The following is a 17,210-nucleotide window of genomic DNA, read 5'->3' as shown; positions in this document are numbered from 1 at the left end:
CCGATCCGGGAGGGGGAGAGACGCCATGGGCCAGCCCCGGGCCGCCAGACGGCACGAGGAGTTGATCCGCCGGGCGCAGGATGCGCTCGACGCGGAACAGTTCGGCGAGGCGGAGGCTCTCGGCCGCCGCGCCCTCATGCTCCGGCCGGAGTCCTCGCGGGCGCGCCAGGTTCTGGCGTCGGCCCTGATCGAGCAGGGGGAATTCGAGGAGGCCGCCCGGCTGCTCGAGCAGAACCTCGAGGCGGAGCCCGACGACGTGCCCGCGCTCGCGGATCTCGGCCTGTGCTATTTCGAGATGTGCCGGTTCGGCGAAGCCGAGGCGGTGCTCGGGCGCGCCCTCGCTCTCGACCCGGACGACCCCCAGGCCTGCTACTGGATGGCGCTGTGCGTCGAGCGGCGCGGCGAGTACCGGGCCGCCGAAGAGTGCTTCCGGCGCGCGCACGAGATCGACCCCGAGGCCTATCCGATGCCGACGCGGTTCGGCGGCGGAACCTTCGCCAGGGCGCTCGCGGAGGCGCTCGCGGAGACGCGGCGGCACTTGCCGCCCGACGCCCGCCGCAAGGCCGACCAGCTCCGCTTCGTCGTGCGCGACCTGCCGCGGGAGTCCGATCTGCTCGACTTCGATCCGCCGCTCGATCCATGCCTGTACGGGCTTTACGTGGGAGTTCCGCTGCCCGAAAGGCGGGGCAAGGCGAAGCCGCGGCGGCCCGATACGATCTACATCTACAAACGAAACCTCGAACGTTTCTGCCACGACGAGGAGACGCTGATCCGGGAGCTGCGGCTCACGCTCAGCTACGAGATCGGCCACTATCTCGGCTACGACGAGGAAGAGCTGGCGCAGCGCGGGCTGGCCTGAAGCCGCGCCGGGCTGCCGCCGTCAGTGTCCGGCGGGGGCGGACGCCCCGAGAAGATTGGCAGCCTTCGCCAGCAGCACGTCGTCGATGTTGAGGCCCTTCTGCACCACGTCGTGAACGCCGAGGGCGCGAAGGCGGTCCCACTCCTCTCCCATCAGAGAGCCCTCGTCTCCGTTCGTGTAGAGAAGGACCGGGATGTCCTGGCGCGGGAGGGCGCGGAGCACGTCCACGCCGTCACCGTCCGGCAGGCTCAGGTCGAGAAGGACGAGGTCGATCGGACGGGTCGCGAGAACCTGCCTCGCCTCCGCGACGCTGCGGGCGGGGACGGCGTTGTACCGGCGGCCGAGCGCGTCGGTAGCCAGGCCGAGGAAGACCTCTTTGTCCTCGACGACCAGGACCGTGGCACGCCCGGCTCGCGCACGGTCCGGGTCGAACCGGTGCCCGCAGGCGGGGCAGGCGACCTCGTCCGACTGGGTGTCCTCGTCTTCCCAGTCGTCCACGTGCGCCGGCCGGCGGGGGGCCGGCGCCGGTGCCGCCGCCGGGGCCGCGGCCGGAGCGGACGCGGGAGCGGCGAAAGCGATCGTCCCCCCGCACTCGGGGCAGGGAAGCTCACCGCTGTCGGGGAGACGCTCCTCTTCCACCTGGTGCGTTTGCCCGCACGCAGGACAAGGGATTTCGACCTTCCGCGGCTCCGGCACCACACTCGCCTCCCTTCTCGGGACCCTCGGGGTCGAGCGATCCGAGCTGCCCGGCCGGGGAACCGCGCCCGCCGGAGGCGGGAACCGCGCGCGACCGCCGGCCGGGAGGGACCTCGCAAGGTAACGTTCGGTCGGCGGCGGCGCGCCGGCAAGGGCGGCCCTCAGGGCAGGAGCGCGAGCGGATCCAGCGGCTTCCCGTTCCGCCTCACCTCGAAGTGGACATGGGGGGCCGACGCATTGCCGCTGGCCCCGCTCAGGGCGACACGCGCCCCCGCGGCCACGGCGTCCCCCTCCCGGACCGTGATGCGGCTGTTGTGACCGTACCAGGTGGTGAACCCCTCCCCGTGGTCGACGACCACCAGCAGGCCGTAGCCGCGGCGGCGCCCGGCGTACCGCACCACGCCCGCCGCGGAGGCCCGGACCGGCGTGCCGGGCGGGACGAGGATATCGATCCCCTGATGCCGGCTCCCGCCCCTCGGCGCCCCGAAGAGGGAGCTGACCGGGCCCCGCACCGGCCACCTCCACCTCGGGCGAGCGGCCGGAGCGGCCTCCGGTGCCGGCGCCGCCTCCGGGGGAAGCAGGAGGCGTTGTCCCGCGACGATCCGGTTCGGATCGGCGAGCCCGTTCAGGGCCGCGAGGCGCTCCACGTCGACGCCGTAGCGGCGCGCGATGCGCCACAACGTCTCCCCGGGCGCGACGATGTGCACGCGGAGCGGCGCGGCCCGCGTGGCCGCGGCGGACTCCGCCGGCCGGACCGCAGTCCGTCCGCCGCAAGCGGCGAGCAGGGCGACCGCCAGAATCGCGCCGGCCCGCTTCACGCCGAAGGCTCCCCGCGCAGGGCTTCCCGCATGTCGGACGGCATCGGCGCTTCGAGCGAGATTCGGCCGCCCTCGCGCGGGTGATCCAGCTCGAGTCTGAAGGAGTGGAGCAACAGCCGGCCGGCGCCGAGGCGGGCCGCCGCTTCCTCGGGCAGCTTCCCGTACAGCAGGAGCCGGCGGTAGTCGCGGTCGGGGAGCATGTAGAGCTTGTCGCCGAGGATCGGGTGGCCGGCGAGGGCCAGGTGAGCCCGGATCTGGTGCCGCCGCCCCGTCTCGGGGCGAACCTCCACGAGAGCCCGGTCGGCAAGGCGCCGGACGACCCTCACCTCGGTCCGGGCGCTCTTCGTTCGCTCCGCCTCCGGACCCTGCCTGAAGATGAAGCCGTCCCTGGTGAAAGTCCCCAGGGGAAGGTCGATGCGAAAGCGGTCGGCCGCCGGAGCTCCGCGGACGACGGCGAGGTAGGTCTTCGAAACACGCGCCCGCTCGAACGCCGTTTGGAGGCGCCGCGCGGCCCACCGGTGGCGCCCGAGGAGAAGCACGCCGCTGGTCTCCGCGTCCAGGCGGTGGGCGAGGGTGAGCTGGGGCTCCCCCCGCCGGCGGCGCAGCAGACTGATGACGGTGTTCCGCCGGTGGCTGTGGGTGGGGTGCACCACCAGTCCCGGTGGCTTGTCGATGGCGAGGATATCCCGGTCTTCGTAGAGAACCGGTGGATCGAAGGCGATCTCCTCTTCCTCGATGCCGGGATCGAGCAGCGATACGGTGCCGCCGACTTGCACGGGCGTCGACGGCTTCACCGGCGCGTCCCACGACAACTCGACGCGCGTGGCGATCGCCCGCTGGACACGGGTGCGCGACAGCTTCGGGATCATGCGCTGCAGGAACCGGTCGAGCCGGCATCCGGCGAAGGCCGGACCGACCTTGAAACGGGCGGCGACGGTTTCACCGGTTTCGGTTTCGCGTTCCATCGGCGGTCGGTCTCGGGGCGCGGGGCCGAGCGGCCGCGCTGAGCCGCCCCTATAATGGCCGCCCGATGACGAAGAAGACAATTCGCGGCGCCGTCCTCGTATCGCTGCTCGCCGGGTTTTCGTGCCTCGCCGCGTTCGCCCAGGGCGGGCCGCGTCCCGTCACCCGGCCTGGGGAGGCGGTGCCGGCCGCCGTCCTGGAACGCGAGGCCGGACCGGCCGGCAAGGCGTTGGCCGGGTACCTCGGCGTGCGGCCCGTGCTCGTCGTCTACTGGCGTCCGGGCGATCCCGTCTCCGAGGCGGCCCTCGCCGACGCGATCGCGGGCGCCCGGGAGGCGGCTCCCGAGGCGGCCGTCCTGCCGGTCGCGGTGCTGGCTGCCGGCCAGCCGGAATCGTCGGTGACCGAGCGCCTGAAGGAGCTCGGGCTGGCGTCGGCGGTGGAGCCGGTGATCGACCGGGGCGACCTGGCCGTCGTTCTCGGAGTGCGCCGCGCTCCCTCGTTCGCGCTCATCGACGCCGGGGGCGTTCTGCGGCTCGTCGGCGGCTCCGACATTTCGCAGGCCAACAAGGACGGCGTTTCGATTCTGCAGGCGCTCGCGCTCGCTGCGAAGGGGAAGGCGGTGCCCACGCTCGGTGTCCTCGAGTACCAGCCGGCGTACCGGCTGCTCGGGTCGAAGCTTCCGGGCGTCGCGGTCACGGAGCTGGACGGCTCCACCTGGCGGCGGCTCACCGACTTCCTCGTTCCCGGCAAGCGGTTGCTGCTTTTCTACTGGTCTCCGATCTGTCCCCACTGCAAGCGGGCGCTTCCGGTGCTCGGACGCTGGTACGAAGAGCACCGTCCCGACGATCTCGTCGTCGTCGATGTGGCCCGCGCCGACGCCGAGGCGCTGCGCCGCGCGGCCGCTCCGCTGATCGAGTCCTATCCCTGGAAACACCTGCTGGACGTCCGCAACGCCGCCGGAAAGACGCTCCTCGTGACCCGCACCCCGACGTCGTTCCTCGTGTCGGGGGACGGCGAGATCCTCGCCGTGCAGGTCGGCGAGACGGAAGACTGGTCGGCCTGGCTGGGAGGGACTCGCGCGGGGTCCGGCGCCAGCCGCTGACGCGCGATGTCCGGCGAGAGAGAAGCTCGCGGCGGGGAGCCCCCGGCGGAGGGGCACGGTCAACTCCGGGCGGAGACCGCGCGCTTCGACCTGGGGCCGCACGCTCCGGTCCTGGCCGAGGCGCTCGGCCCCCCGCCGGCCGGCTACCGGCTCACCTACCTCAGGCTGCTCGCGCGGGACCCCTCCACCCTGCTCGTGGTCTGGGAAGTGAACGATCCGGACGCCGTGCAGGCGGGGGAGCGGGACGGCTGGCGGAACCTCCTCCTCGTCGTCCGCGACGGCCACGGTGAACCCCGCCTCCGGCGGCGCCTGGGCCGCCGCGGAGGGATCCTTTCTCTCGAGGTGCCCGGAGAAGGGGGGGTCTGGACGGGAGAGCTCGTTCTCGACGGAGCCGCGCTTCCGCCGGGCCCGATCGCCCGGTCCTGTCCCGTCCGCGCGGCCCGGCACCGGCCTTCGGGCGGCGGCACGCCCGAGGCGCTCGCCTTGCCGCCCGATCTCGACCGGCGGGCACTGGTCCGCGGCGAACCGCCCGCGATCCCCGGCCACGCGCCCCCGCCTCGCGGGGGCGACCGCCCCGCGGCGCGGCTCCTCGAGCGATTGGAGATCGCGGCGCAGGCGGGGCGGTGCGAAGGCGTTTCCCGGCCGCGTCCCCTCGGGGCGCCGGGCGCCGCCCCGCCCGAGGAGGGGGCCGGCGGACCTCCGGGCTCCTCCTGGGGCGGCCCCGGCCGGCCCTCGGGACGCGGGGCGTGAAGCGCGGAGAGCTGGTCGTCCTCCTCCACGCGCACCTCCCGTGGGTGCGCCACCCGGAACTTCCTTTCTTCCTGGAAGAGCACTGGCTGTTCGAGGCGGTGTTCGAGTGCTACCTCCCGCTGGTGGAGGCGCTGCGCGCGCTCGAGCGGGACGGGGTGCCGGTGAGGCTCACGGTCGACGTCTCGCCCACCCTCGCAGCGATGCTCGAGGATCCGCTGCTGCGCGGTCGCACGGCCGAGTTCGGCGCGCGCCTGCTCCGGCTGTGCCGGCAGGAGGAGGAGCGCACCCGCGGTGACCGCGCCTTCTCGGACGTGGTCGCCTTCTACCGGAAGCGTCTCACGCGCCTGCTCGACCTCTACGAGCGGCTGGGGCGCGACCTGAACGGAGAACTGGCCCGGCTCGAGCGCGCCGGGCTGCTCGAGCTGGCCACCTGCGCCGCGACGCACCCGATCCTGCCCTCGTTGCTGGATCGCCCGGAGCTGGCGCGCGGTCAGATCCGCACGGCCGTCCGCGAGCACGAGCGGATCTTCGGCCGCCGGCCCCGGGGCATCTGGCTTCCGGAGTGTGCCTACGCCCCTCCGCTGGACCGGTACCTCGCCGAGGCCGATCTGCGCTGGTTCGCCGTCGATGCCCACGGCCTGCTGAGCGCGAGCCCCTCCCCGCGCTACGGCATCTACGCCCCCTGCTGGACGGAGCACGGCGTGGCCGTGTTCGCCCGGGACGTGGCGTCGGCGCGGGAGGTGTGGTCGGCGCGCGGCGGCTACCCCGGCGACCCCGTTTACCGCGAGTTCTACCGCGACGTCGGGTGGGACCTCCCGTTCGAGCAGATCGCGCCCTTCATCGATCCCTCGGGGCAGAGGATGTTCACGGGATTGAAGTACTACCGGATCACCGGCGAGACCGAGGCCAAGGAACCCTACGATCCCCGCGCGGCGCGAGCCCGCGCCCTCGAGCACGGCGATCACTTCGTGGCGAGGCGCCGGGAGCAGGCCCGGGACCAGGCCTCCCGGATGGACCGGCCTCCGGTGCTGTTCTGCCCCTACGATGCGGAGCTGTTCGGCCACTGGTGGTTCGAGGGTCCCTGGTTCCTGGAGCGTGTCTTCCGGAGCCTCGCCGCGGCGGACGATCTCGACCCCGCCACTCCGGGCGACGTGCTCGCCCGCGCCGGCGCGCTCCAGGTCGTCGACCTCGAGCCGAGTTCGTGGGGGGCCGGCGGGCATCTCGCCGTCTGGCTCGACGAGTCGAACGAGTGGTGCCTGCCGCACCTCACCGGGATCGGCGAGCGGCTGGCCGCACGCCTGGAGGAGCGCGATCCCGGCGATGCCGCGAAGGGGCGCATCCTCCGGCAGGCGGTGCGGGAGGCGATGCTGGCGCAGGCGAGCGACTGGCCGTTCCTCATGAGCACCGGGACGGCGGTCGAGTACGCCACTCGCCGCTTCACGGAGCACGTGCAGCGGTTCAACCGCCTGGACGGGATGCTCGGACGGGTGGCCCTGGAGGGCGACGATCGCCGGTTTCTCGAACTTTGCGAGGAGCGCGACGGCCTGTTCCCCTCCCTCGACCTCGCCGATTTCGCGTAACCTGTCGGCGGGCCGCCCGCGGGGCGGCGCGGAGCGGCGGTGGAAAGCCTCGTCGACAAGTTGCAGCGCATCCGCATCGTGCTCGTCGAGCCGAGGTATCACGGGAACCTCGGCCAGGTGGCGCGCGCCATGCGGAACTTCGGCTTGTCCCGGCTGGTGCTGGTGGGGGGGAGGGCCGACCCCGAGGCGGACGAGGCCCGCTGGTACGCCCGGGAGGAAGGGGAGCCCGTCCTGCGCGGAGCCGAGAGGGTCGCCACGCTCGACGAGGCGGTCGCCGGCTGCCGTCTGGTGATCGGCACCTCCCGCCGGCTGGGCAAGCGCCGCGGCCCCGGGCTCACGCCCGAGGAGGTCTTCGACGAGACGAAACCCTGGCGAGCTCCCTACGAGACGGCGATCCTCTTCGGCCGCGAGGCGCACGGGCTGTCCACGGCGGAAGTCGATCGCTGCCAGCGGCTCCTCTGGATCCCCTCCGATCCGGCCGGCCCGTCCCTGAACCTCGCCCACGCCGTCGCCGTCGTGGGGTACGTGCTCGCGCGCCGCGCCAGGGCCGATCTGGGAACCGGGCCCCGACCGCTCGCCGTGGAACCGGCACCGGTCGAGCAGGTCGAAGAGATGTTCCGGCATGCCCGCCGCGTATGGTCGCGGATCGGATACCTGCACGCGCAGAACCCGGACGCGATCCTGCGGCGGTGGCGGCAGATGCTCGGCCGGGCGCTGCTCACCGAGTATGACGTCCGCGTGATCCGGGCCCTGCTGCACCAGACGGAGTGGGTGGCGCGCGTGGCGGGGATACCGGAAGGCGGGCCGCCGGAGGCCCCCGCGGGCCTGTTCGACAAACACAGGAAGCCAGATGACGACTCCTGAGCCGGTCATCTCGTTCCGGGACGTCTCCAAGAGCTACGGAGGCACGCCGGCCGTGGCCGACGTCTCGTTCGACGTCTTCGGTGGTGAGGTGCTGGGCCTGCTCGGTCCGAACGGGGCGGGGAAGACGACCCTCATCCGGATCCTGATGGACATCATCCGCGCGGATCGCGGGACGGTCCTGTACCGGGGAGAGCCGATGCGGCGGAAGTACCTCGACCGCTTCGGCTACCTGCCGGAGGAGCGGGGCCTGTACGTCAAGCAGAAGGTCCTCGACGTCCTGACCTACTTCGCGGCGTTGAAGGGGCTGAGCCGGAGGGAAGCGATCGGTCGATCGCACCGCTGGTTGGAACGGATCGGCTTGCCCGAGGTCGCGGGCTGGAAGGTCGAGCGGCTGTCGAAGGGGATGTCGCAGAAGGTGCAGATCGTCTCGGCGCTGCTGGCGGATCCCGAAGTGGCGATCCTCGACGAGCCCTTCTCCGGGCTGGACCCGGTGAACGTGCGCTTGGTGAAGGATCTGATTCGCGAGCGGAAAGACAGCGGCGCCACCACCATCCTGTCGACGCACCAGATGAACATGGTCGAGGAGTTGTGCGACCGGGTGGCGATGATCCATCGCGGTCGTCTCGTCCTCTACGGGGAGGTCGGCGACATCCGCCGGCGCCACTCGCCTCCGGAAGTGCGGATCGCCCTCGAAGGTGAACTGCCGCCGCTGGACGGGGTCGCCGAGGTCCGTCCCGAGGGAGACCACACCTGGAGGATCCGGCTGCGGGACACGGGCGACGGGGCGCGGATCCTGCAACAGCTCGTGGCCACAGGCGCGGAGGTGTACCGCTACGAACGTGTCCTGGCGCCGATGGAGGACATCTTCATCGCGCTCGTCGGGGGGGAAGGGCGATGATCCGGCCGCGCAAGGCGGGGGTGGTGGCCTCCTTCGAGTTCCTGTCCACGGTTCGCCGGGTCGGCTACCTGGTGGCGACGTTCGGAATGCCGGTGTTCGTGATTCTCTACGGCGGGTTCATCGCGGGCCTCGGCGCCTTCGTCAACAAGAGAGTGGAGGCCCGGGCGTCGCGGCCGCGTGTGGTGGCCGTCGTCGACGAGGGGGGCGCGATCGGCCTGGTCTCGCGGATCGAAGAGCCCGCCGTGGAGCTGCCGCCGGAAGTCCGGGAAGCGATCGAGCGGGCGCGGTCGATGAACCCCAGGGCGCCCGCGCTGGCGGTGGGCCGGATCGTGTTCACCCCTGCCGCCGCTGAGGACGAGGCGAAAGAGGCCCTCGCGGACGGCCGGATCGACGCCTACTACGTTCTGGGCAGCGATTACCTGCAGACGGGGGCGGTTCGGTTCGTCCAGCGGGAGACGGGCTTCGGGGACAGGGTGCAGGCCGGATCGGCGTTCGCCTCGCTGGTGCGCCGGCGTCTTCTCGAGGGAAAGGTGGAGGAGGAGATCCTCGAGAGGGTGAAGCAGCCGGTCGTGCGGACCGAGCGCCTCATGATGGACGAGTCGGGCGCGATCAAGCCGTACAGTCGGCTGGGGAAGGCGGCGGCGACCCTCGTCCCGATCGTGTTCACGATCATGCTCTTCGTGTCCCTGATGATCAGCGCCGGTTACCTCGTCCAGGGCACAGCCCTCGAAAAGGAAAACCGCGTGGTCGAGGTGCTTCTCGCCAGCGCCGACCCCGACGAGATCCTCCTGGGGAAGCTCGTCGGTCTCGGTTCCGCGGCCCTGCTCCAGGTCGCCGTCTGGCTCGGACTGCTGATCCTGGCCGGCGTCCTCTTCGCCGGTGCTCTCGCGGCGGCTGGGGTGAGCCTGCCCTGGGCCGCGGCCGGCCTGGCCGTGCCCTACTTCCTGGCCACATACGCGCTGCTGGGAAGCCTGATGCTCGGCACCGGATCCCTCGGGGGCACGATGCGCGAGAGCCAGCAGTGGTCGATGCTCTGGACGATGCTGGTGGCGCTGCCGGTGATGTTTCTCGGCATCATGATTCCGGATCCCAACGGGCCGGTGGCACGGGCGCTCACCTGGTTCCCGTTCAGCTCGGGAATCACGGTGCTGCTGCGCCTCGCGCTCGAGCCGGAGGGCGTGCGCTGGTGGGAGATCGCGGGCTCCCTCGCACTGCTGGCGGCCAGCACCTGGTTCGGGATCCGGTTCGGCGCGCGACTGTTCCGCATCGGGCTCCTTCTGGGCGGCTCGCGCCCGCGGCTGCGAGAGATCCTGCGGCAAGCCCGGCTCGGCTGACACGTTCGGGGCCGGTGTTGCGGGTTTCGGCGGCTCTCCGATAGGCTCGCGCCGCCACGCGCGCCGAGGCGGCCATGGTCCGATCGAACCAGAACCGATCCCCGCGGCGAATGCCACCCGGGACCGTCACGCTGTACGAGGTCGGCCCGCGCGACGGCCTTCAGAACGAGCCCACGCTCCTGTCTCCCGATCAGCGGGCCGAGCTCGTGCAACGGCTCGCGGCCTGCGGGCTCCGGGACATCGAGATCGGAAGCTTCGTCCATCCGCGGTGGGTGCCCCAGATGGCCGAGACGGATCGGGTCGCCGAACTCCTCGGGGAGCGCGAGGGCGTCCGCTTCTGGGCTCTGGTCCCGAACGTGAAGGGCTACGAGCTCGCCGTCGAAGCGGGCGTCCGGCGGGTGGCCGTCGTCGTGTCGGCCAGCGAGACGCACAACCGGAAGAACCTCAACCGTTCCCGGGAGGAGTCGATGGCCGAGATCGCGCGGATCGCCCGCGCCTGCAGGGAATCCGGGGTCGCGCTCCGGGCCTACGTCTCCACCGCCCTGGGATGCCCCTACGAAGGAGCGATCGACGAGGGGGAAGTGATCGGCCTCGCGGAGCGGCTCGCCGAGCTCGGCGCGGTCCAGGTCTCCCTGGGCGACACGATCGGCGCCGGCACCCCGCGCGCCGTGCGCCGGCTGGCGAGACTCGCGATCGAGCGCCTCGGACCGGAACGGGTGGCCCTCCATCTGCACGACACGCGCGGCCTCGGCCTCGTCAACGCCTACATAGCGCTGGAGGAGGGCGTTCGCATCCTCGACGGCTCGGTGGGCGGACTCGGCGGTTGCCCCTATGCTCCCGGCGCGGCGGGGAACGTCGCCACCGAGGACCTCGTCCAGCTTCTCGACGGGGAAGGGGTGCCGACGGAAGTCGACCTCGACGCCCTCGTCGAGACCGCCCTCTGGCTGGAGCGGCTCGGGCTGCAGCCCGCCTCGCGCTACGCCCGATTCCGGCGCGCGTCCTGCCGGCACGACAAGGAAGAACGATGACCGATCGCCCCCGGCTCCTGCTGTTGATGACGACGAGCACGTACAAGGCGGAGGCGTTCGTCACCGCTGCCGCCCGCTGCGGTGTGGCGCTGACGGTCGGAACGGACCGGCCACAGGCTTTGGCGGCGGCCGATCCGCAGGGTCATCTGGTGCTGCCGTTCGGCGAGAGTCGTCGCGCCGTCGCGAAGATCGCCGCCTTCGCCCGGCGGACCCGGATCGACGGTGTGCTCGCCGCGGACGACGACGGCGTGCTGCTCGCCGCGGAGGCGGCGGCGGCCCTCGGCCTCCGGCACGCCCCGGCCGAGGCGGTGCGACGGCTGAGATTCAAGCATCTCTTCCGGCGCGCGGTTTCGGAGGCCGGTCTCCCGTCGGCGCGGTGGCGGCTGCTGGCCCCGGGCGAGGATGCCGCCCGCGCCGCCCGGCGCTTGACCTTTCCGGTCGTCGTGAAGCCCGTGGCCCTGTCGGCCAGCCGAGGGGTCGTTCGCGCCGACGATCCCGCCGGATTCGTCCGGGCCGTCTCCCGGATCCGGGCGCTTCTGAACCGGGCTGAGCTGTCCGCCGGCCGCCAGCCGCTGCTCGTGGAGTCCTACCTCGACGGACCCGAAGTGGCCCTCGAGGGCGTGGTCCGGCGCGGGCGGCTGCGAACCCTCGCCCTGTTCGACAAACCGCGGGCCGGGCAGGGGCCCTTCTTCGAGGAGTCGATCTACGTGCTCCCCTCCGGCCTGACGGCCGAAGCGCAGGAGGGCTGCCGGCTCGCGGTCGAGCGGGCGCTGGGAGCGGTCGGTTTCCACACCGGGAACGTCCACGCCGAGTTGCGGATCGTCGGTGGCCTTCCCCACGTCATCGAGATCGCCCCGCGGTCGATCGGCGGCCTTTGCTCCCGCGTGGTCCGGTTCCGTCCCGGGGGAACCCCGCTGGAGGAGCTCGTGATCCGTTCCGCTCTGGGGATGGACGTCGAGGGTTTCGAACCGGAGCCGGGGGCCCGCGGGGTGATGATGATCCCGATCCCCGCGCCCGGGATCCTGCGCGGCTGGACGGGGGAGGCGAAGGCGCGCCTGGAACCGGGGATCGAGGGAGTGAGGATCACCGTGCCCCCGGGAGCGGAATTGGAACCGCCTCCCGAAGGCGACCGCTACCTCGGCTTCCTGTTCGCCCGGGGCGCCTCGCCGCCGGACGTGGTGCGGTCGCTCGAGAGGGCGCACTCCTGCCTCCGCTTCGAGATCGAGCCGCTGCGCAGGGGACAGGCAGCGGCCGGCATGCCATAATCACCGCTCGCCGTTCCCGGACAAGGATCCCATGCTGAAGATCACCGACCTCGCGCGCCGCAAAGTCTGTGAGTACATCGAGGCCGAGGGCGAGCCGGGTCTCGCGCTCCGCATCGCCATCCGCGGCCGCGGCCCGGGCGGGTTCCAGTACGAATTCGGCCTGGTCGAGGAGACCGATCGGCGCGAGGACGACAAGGTCATCGATGCCGGCCCGTTCAAGGTCTTCGTCGATCCGCAAAGCGCCGAGAAGCTGGAAGGCGCCACCTTCGACTACGTCGACGCCCCGGGACGGGCCGGTTTCCGCATCGACAACCCGAATCCGGTGTGGGACGACCCGCTGGCCGCCCGCGTCCAGGAGGTGATCGACCGCCATGTGAACCCGGCGGTGGCCTCGCACGGGGGCCGCGTCTCCCTGCTCGACGTGCGCGAGGGGAAGGCCTACGTCCGGCTCGAGGGAGGCTGCCAGGGCTGCGGGATGGCCAGCGTCACGCTGAAACAGGGCATCGAGGCGATGATCCGACAAGCGGTTCCGGAGATCACGGAGGTGATCGACACCACGGATCACGCGGGCGGGAAGAACCCCTACTACCAGCCGGCCAAGGGCGGCGGCCCCTCCCCCTTCTGAGCGCCCGACGGCGGATGAAGGCCGTCCTCGTCTCGACCTACGACCTCGGTCGGCAGCCGTTCGGCGTCGCGTCGGCGGCCGCCTGGCTGGCCCGCGCGGGGGCGGACGTCCGCTGCGTCGATCTGGCGGTCGAGCCGTTCGATCCCATCGCGTTCGAGGGGGCCGATCTCGTCGCCCTCTACTTGCCCATGCACACCGCGGCGCGCCTGGCGGCGCGGTTTCTCCCCGCGATCCGCCGGGCCGCCCCGGGAGCGCGTCTCTGCTGCTTCGGGCTGTACGCGGCGCTCAACGGCGAATCGCTGCTCGAACTCGGGGCCGACGCCGCCACCGGCGGCGAATTCGAGGCGGTGCTGGCCGACCAGATGCGGCCGGAGGCGGAAGGGGGCGTTCGCACCGTGCTCGACCGGCAGCGCTTCCTGATCCCGCTGCGGAAGGGTCTACCCGCGCTCGACGGGTACGCGCACCTGGTGATGCCGGACGGCACGAGACGCGTGGCCGGCGCCACCCAGACGAGCCGCGGATGTCTTCACCGCTGCCGTCATTGCCCGGTGGTCCCCGTCTACGGCGGAACGCTCCGGATCGTGCAGCGCGAGGTCGTGCTCGCGGATGTGGACAACCTGGTCGAAGCGGGTGCCGGGCACGTGACGTTCGCCGATCCCGATTTCTTCAACGCCCCCACGCACTCGCTGCGGATCGTGGAAGAGATGCACAGGCGCCACCCGCGCCTGTCGTATGACGTCACGATCAAGGTCGAGCACCTTCTACGGTACCGCCGGCACCTGGACGTCCTGAAGCGGACGGGCTGCCTGTTCGTGACCACCGCGGTGGAGTCGTTCGACGACGCGGTGCTCGCCCGGCTGGAGAAGGGGCACACGGGATCGGAAGCGGTCGCCGCCGTGGGTCTGCTGCGCGCGGCCGGTCTCGGAGTGAAGCCGACGTTCATCCCCTTCCATCCGTGGACGACGCGCTCCGGATACGCGGCCTTCCTCGCTCGCCTCGCCGAGCTGAAGCTGGTGGACGATGTGCCCCCGGTGCAGTTGTCCCTGCGGTTGTTGATCACGCGGCGCTCCCGGTTGCTCGAGCTTCCCGAGATCCGGCGGATCAGCGGCCCGTTCGATCCTCAGGCCCTCGTCCATCCCTGGCGCCACCCGGACCCGGACGTCGACGAGATGCAACGGGCCGCCGCGGCGATCGCGCGCGAAGCCGCGGCGGCAGGCGTTTCTCCAGGGGCCGTCTTCGAGCGGTTCGTCCGGCTCGCCGAGGGGGCCGTCGCGGCCGCGGGGGAGCACACCGAAGCGCCGCGGCGGGCGAAGGTCCCGTACCTCGAGGAGCCGTGGTACTGCTGAGCGGAGCCCCTCGGGGAGCGGTCCGCTGCCCGCCCGCAGGCCGAATCGTCGGTGCCGCTGCGCGAGCGGAGACGGGGAGGCGCGCATGTCGGATGATCGGGTGCGCCGGATCGGTGAGTTGACCGTGACGATCGAGCGGGAACGGTGCGTGGCGGCCGAGACCTGCATCGTCATCGCCCCGGAGCTGTTCGAGCTCGACGCGGAGGGCTTCGTCACGTTCCGTCCCGGGGCGCCGGGGACGATCGATCCCGAACGCCTGCTCGCCGCCTGCGCTTCCTGCCCCACGGGAGCCCTGATCGTCCGGGACGCCTCGGGACGCCGCCTGGTGCCGTGACGCGCGGGTCTTTCCCGGCGCGCCCGCCCGGCGGAGGATAGAATCCGCCGCGGCCCGTGGTGCGGGTGGGGAGCGGCAAGATGGGCGAAGCGAGGGAAGGCGGCCCGGACATCCCGCTGCGCGAGCGGTTGATCTTCGCGCTCGACGTGCCGGATGCCGATGCGGCTCGCCGCCTGGTGGAACGGCTCGGCGACAGCGTCGTTTTCTACAAGCTCGGTCTCGAACTCTTCCTGGCGGGCGGATACCTGGAGCTCGTGGACTGGCTCGTGCGCCGGGGGAAAAAGGTGTTCGCCGATCTCAAGCTCTTCGACGTGCCGGAGACGGTCCGGCGCGCGGTCTCGCGGCTGACCGACACCGGCGTCAGCCTGACGACCGTCCACGGCAACGACGCCATGCTCGAGGCGGCGGCATCGGTTCCCCGCGGGTCCCTCAAGATCCTCGCGGTGACCGTCCTCACCAGTCTCGACCGCGGTGATCTCCGCGACCTCGGTTTCCACTGCGACGTCGAGGAGCTGGTCCTCTCCCGGGCACGCCGCGCCCTGGAGCTGGGTTGCGACGGCGTCGTCTCCTCCGGCATCGAGGCGGCCCGCCTGCGCGAGCACCTGGGAAACCGCCTTCTGATCGTCTGCCCCGGCATCCGGCCGGTGGACAACCGCGTCGTGGACGACCAGAAGCGGGTGGTCACGGTCGAGAAGGCCTTCGCAGCGGGCGCCGACCACATCGTGGTGGGGCGCCCCATCCGCGAGGCCCCCGACCCTCGGCGGGCGGCGGAGAGCATCCAGGCCCGCATCGCAGCGTTCTTCGACGCATGAGGCCCGCCCGCGGTTTGGCTCCCCTTTCCGCCGCCGGGCTGGCGCTCGCGGCGGCTTCGTGCGGGGGGCATCCCTACCCCGAGCTTCCGCCGGCCCAGCACGTGGTCATCGTCAGTGTGGACACGCTCAGGGCCGATCACCTCGGTTGCTATGGAGCGGCCTCGGCGCACACCGAGACGTTCGACCGTCTGGCGCGGGAGGGGGTGCTGGCGGAACAGGCGGTGGCCCCGGCACCGATCACGCTGCCGTCGCACGCGACGCTCCTGACCGGTCTCGAACCGTGGCACCTCGGAATCTGGCACAACGGACTGTACCGGCTGGAGGACCGTTTCGAAACGCTGGCGGAGAGGCTCCGCTCGGAGGGATTCGAGACGGCGGCGTTCGTCGCCGGAGCGCCGCTCGCCTCCGGCTCGGGGATCGAACAAGGCTTCGACCTGTTCGACGATGCGATCCCCGATCTGGAATCGGCGGGTTACGAAGAGCCGAGCCGCACCGCGGAATCGGTGACCGACGCGGCCGTCGCCTGGATCGGATCCCGACCCGGAGGCGGCCGGCGGCGCTTCCTCTTCGTGCACTACTACGATCCGCACGCCCCGTACTCTCCGCCGCCGCGCTACCTCGAGGACGCCGGCGGGACCGGCGGGGCGGAAGGATTCGTCGCCTATCAAGGCGAGATCGCCTACGTCGACGATCAGCTCGATCGCCTGGTGCGGGCCCTCGAGGAGCACGGCTGGCTCGACCGGACGCTCCTCGTCGTCACCGCGGATCATGGCGAAGGGCTGATGCAGCACGGCGAGCTGACCCACGGCCTGTTCCTGTACGACGAGACGATCCGGGTTCCGCTGATCCTGCGCTATCCGGGGCTGCCGGCGGGCCGCCGGATCGCTCCGGTCGTCTCGCTGTCGGACGTGGTCCCGACCGTCCTCGAAGCGCTCGGCCTTGCATTGCCGGAGGGACTCGACGGCCAGAGCTTCTGGCGTCTCGCGCAGGGCGGGAATCCGGCGAGGGAGTACGCCTTCAGCGAGAGCCGGCTGGGATCGATCGAGTACGGCTGGGCTCCCCTGCGCGCGGTGCGGACCGGGGAGTGGAAATTCATCGCCGCCCCCGAGCCCGAGCTGTACGACCTCCGGCGCGATCCCGGAGAGACGAAGAACAGATTCGAGACGGCCAGGAAGACCGCGGGTTGGCTGTCCGAGCAGCTGGAGCGCGCCTTCGCCCGGATCGCGCCCGACCGTCCACGCGCCCTGGACGACGCCGAGCTCGGCCGACTCCAGAGCCTCGGATACTTCCAGGGAGGTGCACCCGGCACGGCGCGTCCCGCCCAGGGGCTCGCCGATCCGAAGCGGATGATCCGCGTCCAGCAGCAGCTCCACATCGCCTCCTTCGAGATCGGGCAGGGCCGGTACCGCGCCGCCGAGAAGCGCCTGCGTGAGCTGATCGCCAGGGATCCCGGCAATCTCGCCGCCCGGTGCCGGCTCGCCGACGCCTGGGTGGCGATGGGGCTCCTGGGGCCGGCGGAACGGGTCCTCTCGCAGGCACTGGAGCTGACGAAGGGCGATCCCCGCAGGAGCGCCGAGGTGCTCTGGCGACTGGCGGGGGTCCACCGGCGCCGCGGCGAGTACGACCTCGCGCTGCGAGCCTACGAAAAGCACGACACCCTCGTACCGCCGAGCGCCGCCTCGATCGCGATGCGGGCCCGGGTCCTGCACCTGGCCGGCCGGACGGAGGAGGCGCTCGCCCTGCTCGAGCATTGGCTCGAGCGGAGCCCGCGCTCGACCGCGGCGTGGCGCGAGCTGGCGCGGATCGCGGAGGACGCGGGCTTCGCCGGGCGGGCCGACGAGGCTTGGAGGCGGGTGCTCGAACTCCATCCGGGCGACACCGAAGCGACACGGAAACTGGCACGGAAGGACTAGCCCGGCGGCGTCCCGCTCCCCGC

At 72.0% G+C, this 17,210-nt stretch carries 16 protein-coding genes; 13 read left to right on the top strand and 3 right to left on the bottom strand.

The window, feature by feature from the left end:
- The first annotated feature begins 25 nt into the window (after window positions 1–25).
- Window positions 26–859, top strand: coding sequence for a tetratricopeptide repeat protein (locus D6718_07570; protein RMG45404.1), 834 nt, complete (start codon window positions 26–28; stop codon window positions 857–859).
- A gap of 21 nt (window positions 860–880) precedes the next feature.
- Here D6718_07570 and D6718_07565 read toward each other — a convergent pair whose 3' ends face one another.
- The 3 genes from D6718_07565 to D6718_07555 form a co-directional block, all read right to left on the bottom strand.
- A complete protein-coding gene (locus D6718_07565) occupies window positions 881–1,555 on the bottom strand; it encodes a response regulator (GenBank protein RMG45403.1) in 675 nt (224 codons plus the stop codon).
- Between the two features lie 161 nt (window positions 1,556–1,716).
- Window positions 1,717–2,373, bottom strand: a complete 657-nt coding sequence (locus D6718_07560) for a LysM peptidoglycan-binding domain-containing protein (GenBank protein ID RMG45402.1) — start codon at window positions 2,371–2,373, stop codon at window positions 1,717–1,719.
- Window positions 2,370–3,338: an RluA family pseudouridine synthase gene (locus D6718_07555; GenBank protein ID RMG45401.1), complete on the bottom strand. Its 969-nt coding sequence runs from the start codon at window positions 3,336–3,338 to the stop codon at window positions 2,370–2,372. Before D6718_07555 ends, D6718_07560 begins: the two co-directional genes overlap by 4 nt.
- 65 nt (window positions 3,339–3,403) lie before the next feature.
- Between D6718_07555 and D6718_07550 the strand changes: the two genes are divergently transcribed.
- The 12 genes from D6718_07550 (at window position 3,404) to D6718_07495 (ending at window position 17,187) form a co-directional block, all read left to right on the top strand.
- On the top strand, window positions 3,404–4,438 hold the full coding sequence (locus D6718_07550) for a TlpA family protein disulfide reductase (GenBank protein RMG45400.1): 1,035 nt from the start codon (window positions 3,404–3,406) through the stop codon (window positions 4,436–4,438).
- Window positions 4,439–5,061: 623 nt separating this feature from the next.
- Window positions 5,062–6,768: a DUF1957 domain-containing protein gene (locus D6718_07545; GenBank protein RMG45399.1), complete on the top strand. Its 1,707-nt coding sequence runs from the start codon at window positions 5,062–5,064 to the stop codon at window positions 6,766–6,768.
- A 39-nt stretch (window positions 6,769–6,807) separates the two neighbouring features.
- Window positions 6,808–7,632 (top strand): RNA methyltransferase, encoded by an 825-nt coding sequence (locus D6718_07540; GenBank protein ID RMG45398.1) that lies wholly within the window; start codon window positions 6,808–6,810, stop codon window positions 7,630–7,632.
- Window positions 7,619–8,530, top strand: a complete 912-nt coding sequence (locus D6718_07535; protein RMG45397.1) for an ATP-binding cassette domain-containing protein — start codon at window positions 7,619–7,621, stop codon at window positions 8,528–8,530. Before D6718_07540 ends, D6718_07535 begins: the two co-directional genes overlap by 14 nt.
- Window positions 8,527–9,864: an ABC transporter permease gene (locus tag D6718_07530; GenBank protein ID RMG45396.1), complete on the top strand. Its 1,338-nt coding sequence runs from the start codon at window positions 8,527–8,529 to the stop codon at window positions 9,862–9,864. Before D6718_07535 ends, D6718_07530 begins: the two co-directional genes overlap by 4 nt.
- Before the next feature lie 110 nt (window positions 9,865–9,974).
- Entirely contained in the window at window positions 9,975–10,892 is a 918-nt protein-coding gene (locus tag D6718_07525; protein RMG45432.1) for a hydroxymethylglutaryl-CoA lyase, read from the top strand.
- Window positions 10,889–12,157, top strand: a complete 1,269-nt coding sequence (locus D6718_07520) for an ATP-grasp domain-containing protein (GenBank protein RMG45395.1) — start codon at window positions 10,889–10,891, stop codon at window positions 12,155–12,157. The genes D6718_07525 and D6718_07520 overlap by 4 nt, the downstream gene beginning before the upstream one ends.
- 31 nt (window positions 12,158–12,188) lie before the next feature.
- Entirely contained in the window at window positions 12,189–12,782 is a 594-nt protein-coding gene (locus tag D6718_07515) for an iron-sulfur cluster assembly accessory protein (GenBank protein RMG45394.1), read from the top strand.
- 14 nt (window positions 12,783–12,796) lie between these two features.
- Window positions 12,797–14,128: a radical SAM protein gene (locus tag D6718_07510; protein RMG45393.1), complete on the top strand. Its 1,332-nt coding sequence runs from the start codon at window positions 12,797–12,799 to the stop codon at window positions 14,126–14,128.
- Between the two features lie 85 nt (window positions 14,129–14,213).
- Window positions 14,214–14,462 (top strand): ferredoxin, encoded by a 249-nt coding sequence (locus D6718_07505; protein ID RMG45392.1) that lies wholly within the window; start codon window positions 14,214–14,216, stop codon window positions 14,460–14,462.
- Between the two features lie 80 nt (window positions 14,463–14,542).
- Window positions 14,543–15,274: an orotidine-5'-phosphate decarboxylase gene (locus D6718_07500; protein RMG45431.1), complete on the top strand. Its 732-nt coding sequence runs from the start codon at window positions 14,543–14,545 to the stop codon at window positions 15,272–15,274.
- On the top strand, window positions 15,271–17,187 hold the full coding sequence (locus tag D6718_07495; GenBank protein ID RMG45391.1) for a tetratricopeptide repeat protein: 1,917 nt from the start codon (window positions 15,271–15,273) through the stop codon (window positions 17,185–17,187). The genes D6718_07500 and D6718_07495 overlap by 4 nt, the downstream gene beginning before the upstream one ends.
- Window positions 17,188–17,210: the final 23 nt, after the last annotated feature.

Source organism: Acidobacteriota bacterium, assembly GCA_003696075.1.
Lineage (GTDB): Bacteria > Acidobacteriota > Polarisedimenticolia > J045 > J045 > J045.
Note: the sequence above shows the minus strand (reverse complement) of the source record. Positions and strands in the feature narration are given on the sequence as shown.

What these genes read in the sequence shown, in the direction of transcription:
- D6718_07570 (RMG45404.1), top strand. Translation starts at nt 26, where the DNA reads ATGGGCCAGCCCCGGGCCGCCAGACGGCACGAGGAGTTGATCCGCCGG.
- D6718_07555 (RMG45401.1), bottom strand. Translation starts at nt 3,338, where the DNA reads ATGGAACGCGAAACCGAAACCGGTGAAACCGTCGCCGCCCGTTTCAAG.
- D6718_07550 (RMG45400.1), top strand. Translation starts at nt 3,404, where the DNA reads ATGACGAAGAAGACAATTCGCGGCGCCGTCCTCGTATCGCTGCTCGCC.
- D6718_07535 (RMG45397.1), top strand. Translation starts at nt 7,619, where the DNA reads ATGACGACTCCTGAGCCGGTCATCTCGTTCCGGGACGTCTCCAAGAGC.
- D6718_07530 (RMG45396.1), top strand. Translation starts at nt 8,527, where the DNA reads ATGATCCGGCCGCGCAAGGCGGGGGTGGTGGCCTCCTTCGAGTTCCTG.
- D6718_07525 (RMG45432.1), top strand. Translation starts at nt 9,975, where the DNA reads ATGCCACCCGGGACCGTCACGCTGTACGAGGTCGGCCCGCGCGACGGC.
- D6718_07520 (RMG45395.1), top strand. Translation starts at nt 10,889, where the DNA reads ATGACCGATCGCCCCCGGCTCCTGCTGTTGATGACGACGAGCACGTAC.
- D6718_07515 (RMG45394.1), top strand. Translation starts at nt 12,189, where the DNA reads ATGCTGAAGATCACCGACCTCGCGCGCCGCAAAGTCTGTGAGTACATC.
- D6718_07510 (RMG45393.1), top strand. Translation starts at nt 12,797, where the DNA reads ATGAAGGCCGTCCTCGTCTCGACCTACGACCTCGGTCGGCAGCCGTTC.
- D6718_07505 (RMG45392.1), top strand. Translation starts at nt 14,214, where the DNA reads ATGTCGGATGATCGGGTGCGCCGGATCGGTGAGTTGACCGTGACGATC.
- D6718_07500 (RMG45431.1), top strand. Translation starts at nt 14,543, where the DNA reads ATGGGCGAAGCGAGGGAAGGCGGCCCGGACATCCCGCTGCGCGAGCGG.
- D6718_07495 (RMG45391.1), top strand. Translation starts at nt 15,271, where the DNA reads ATGAGGCCCGCCCGCGGTTTGGCTCCCCTTTCCGCCGCCGGGCTGGCG.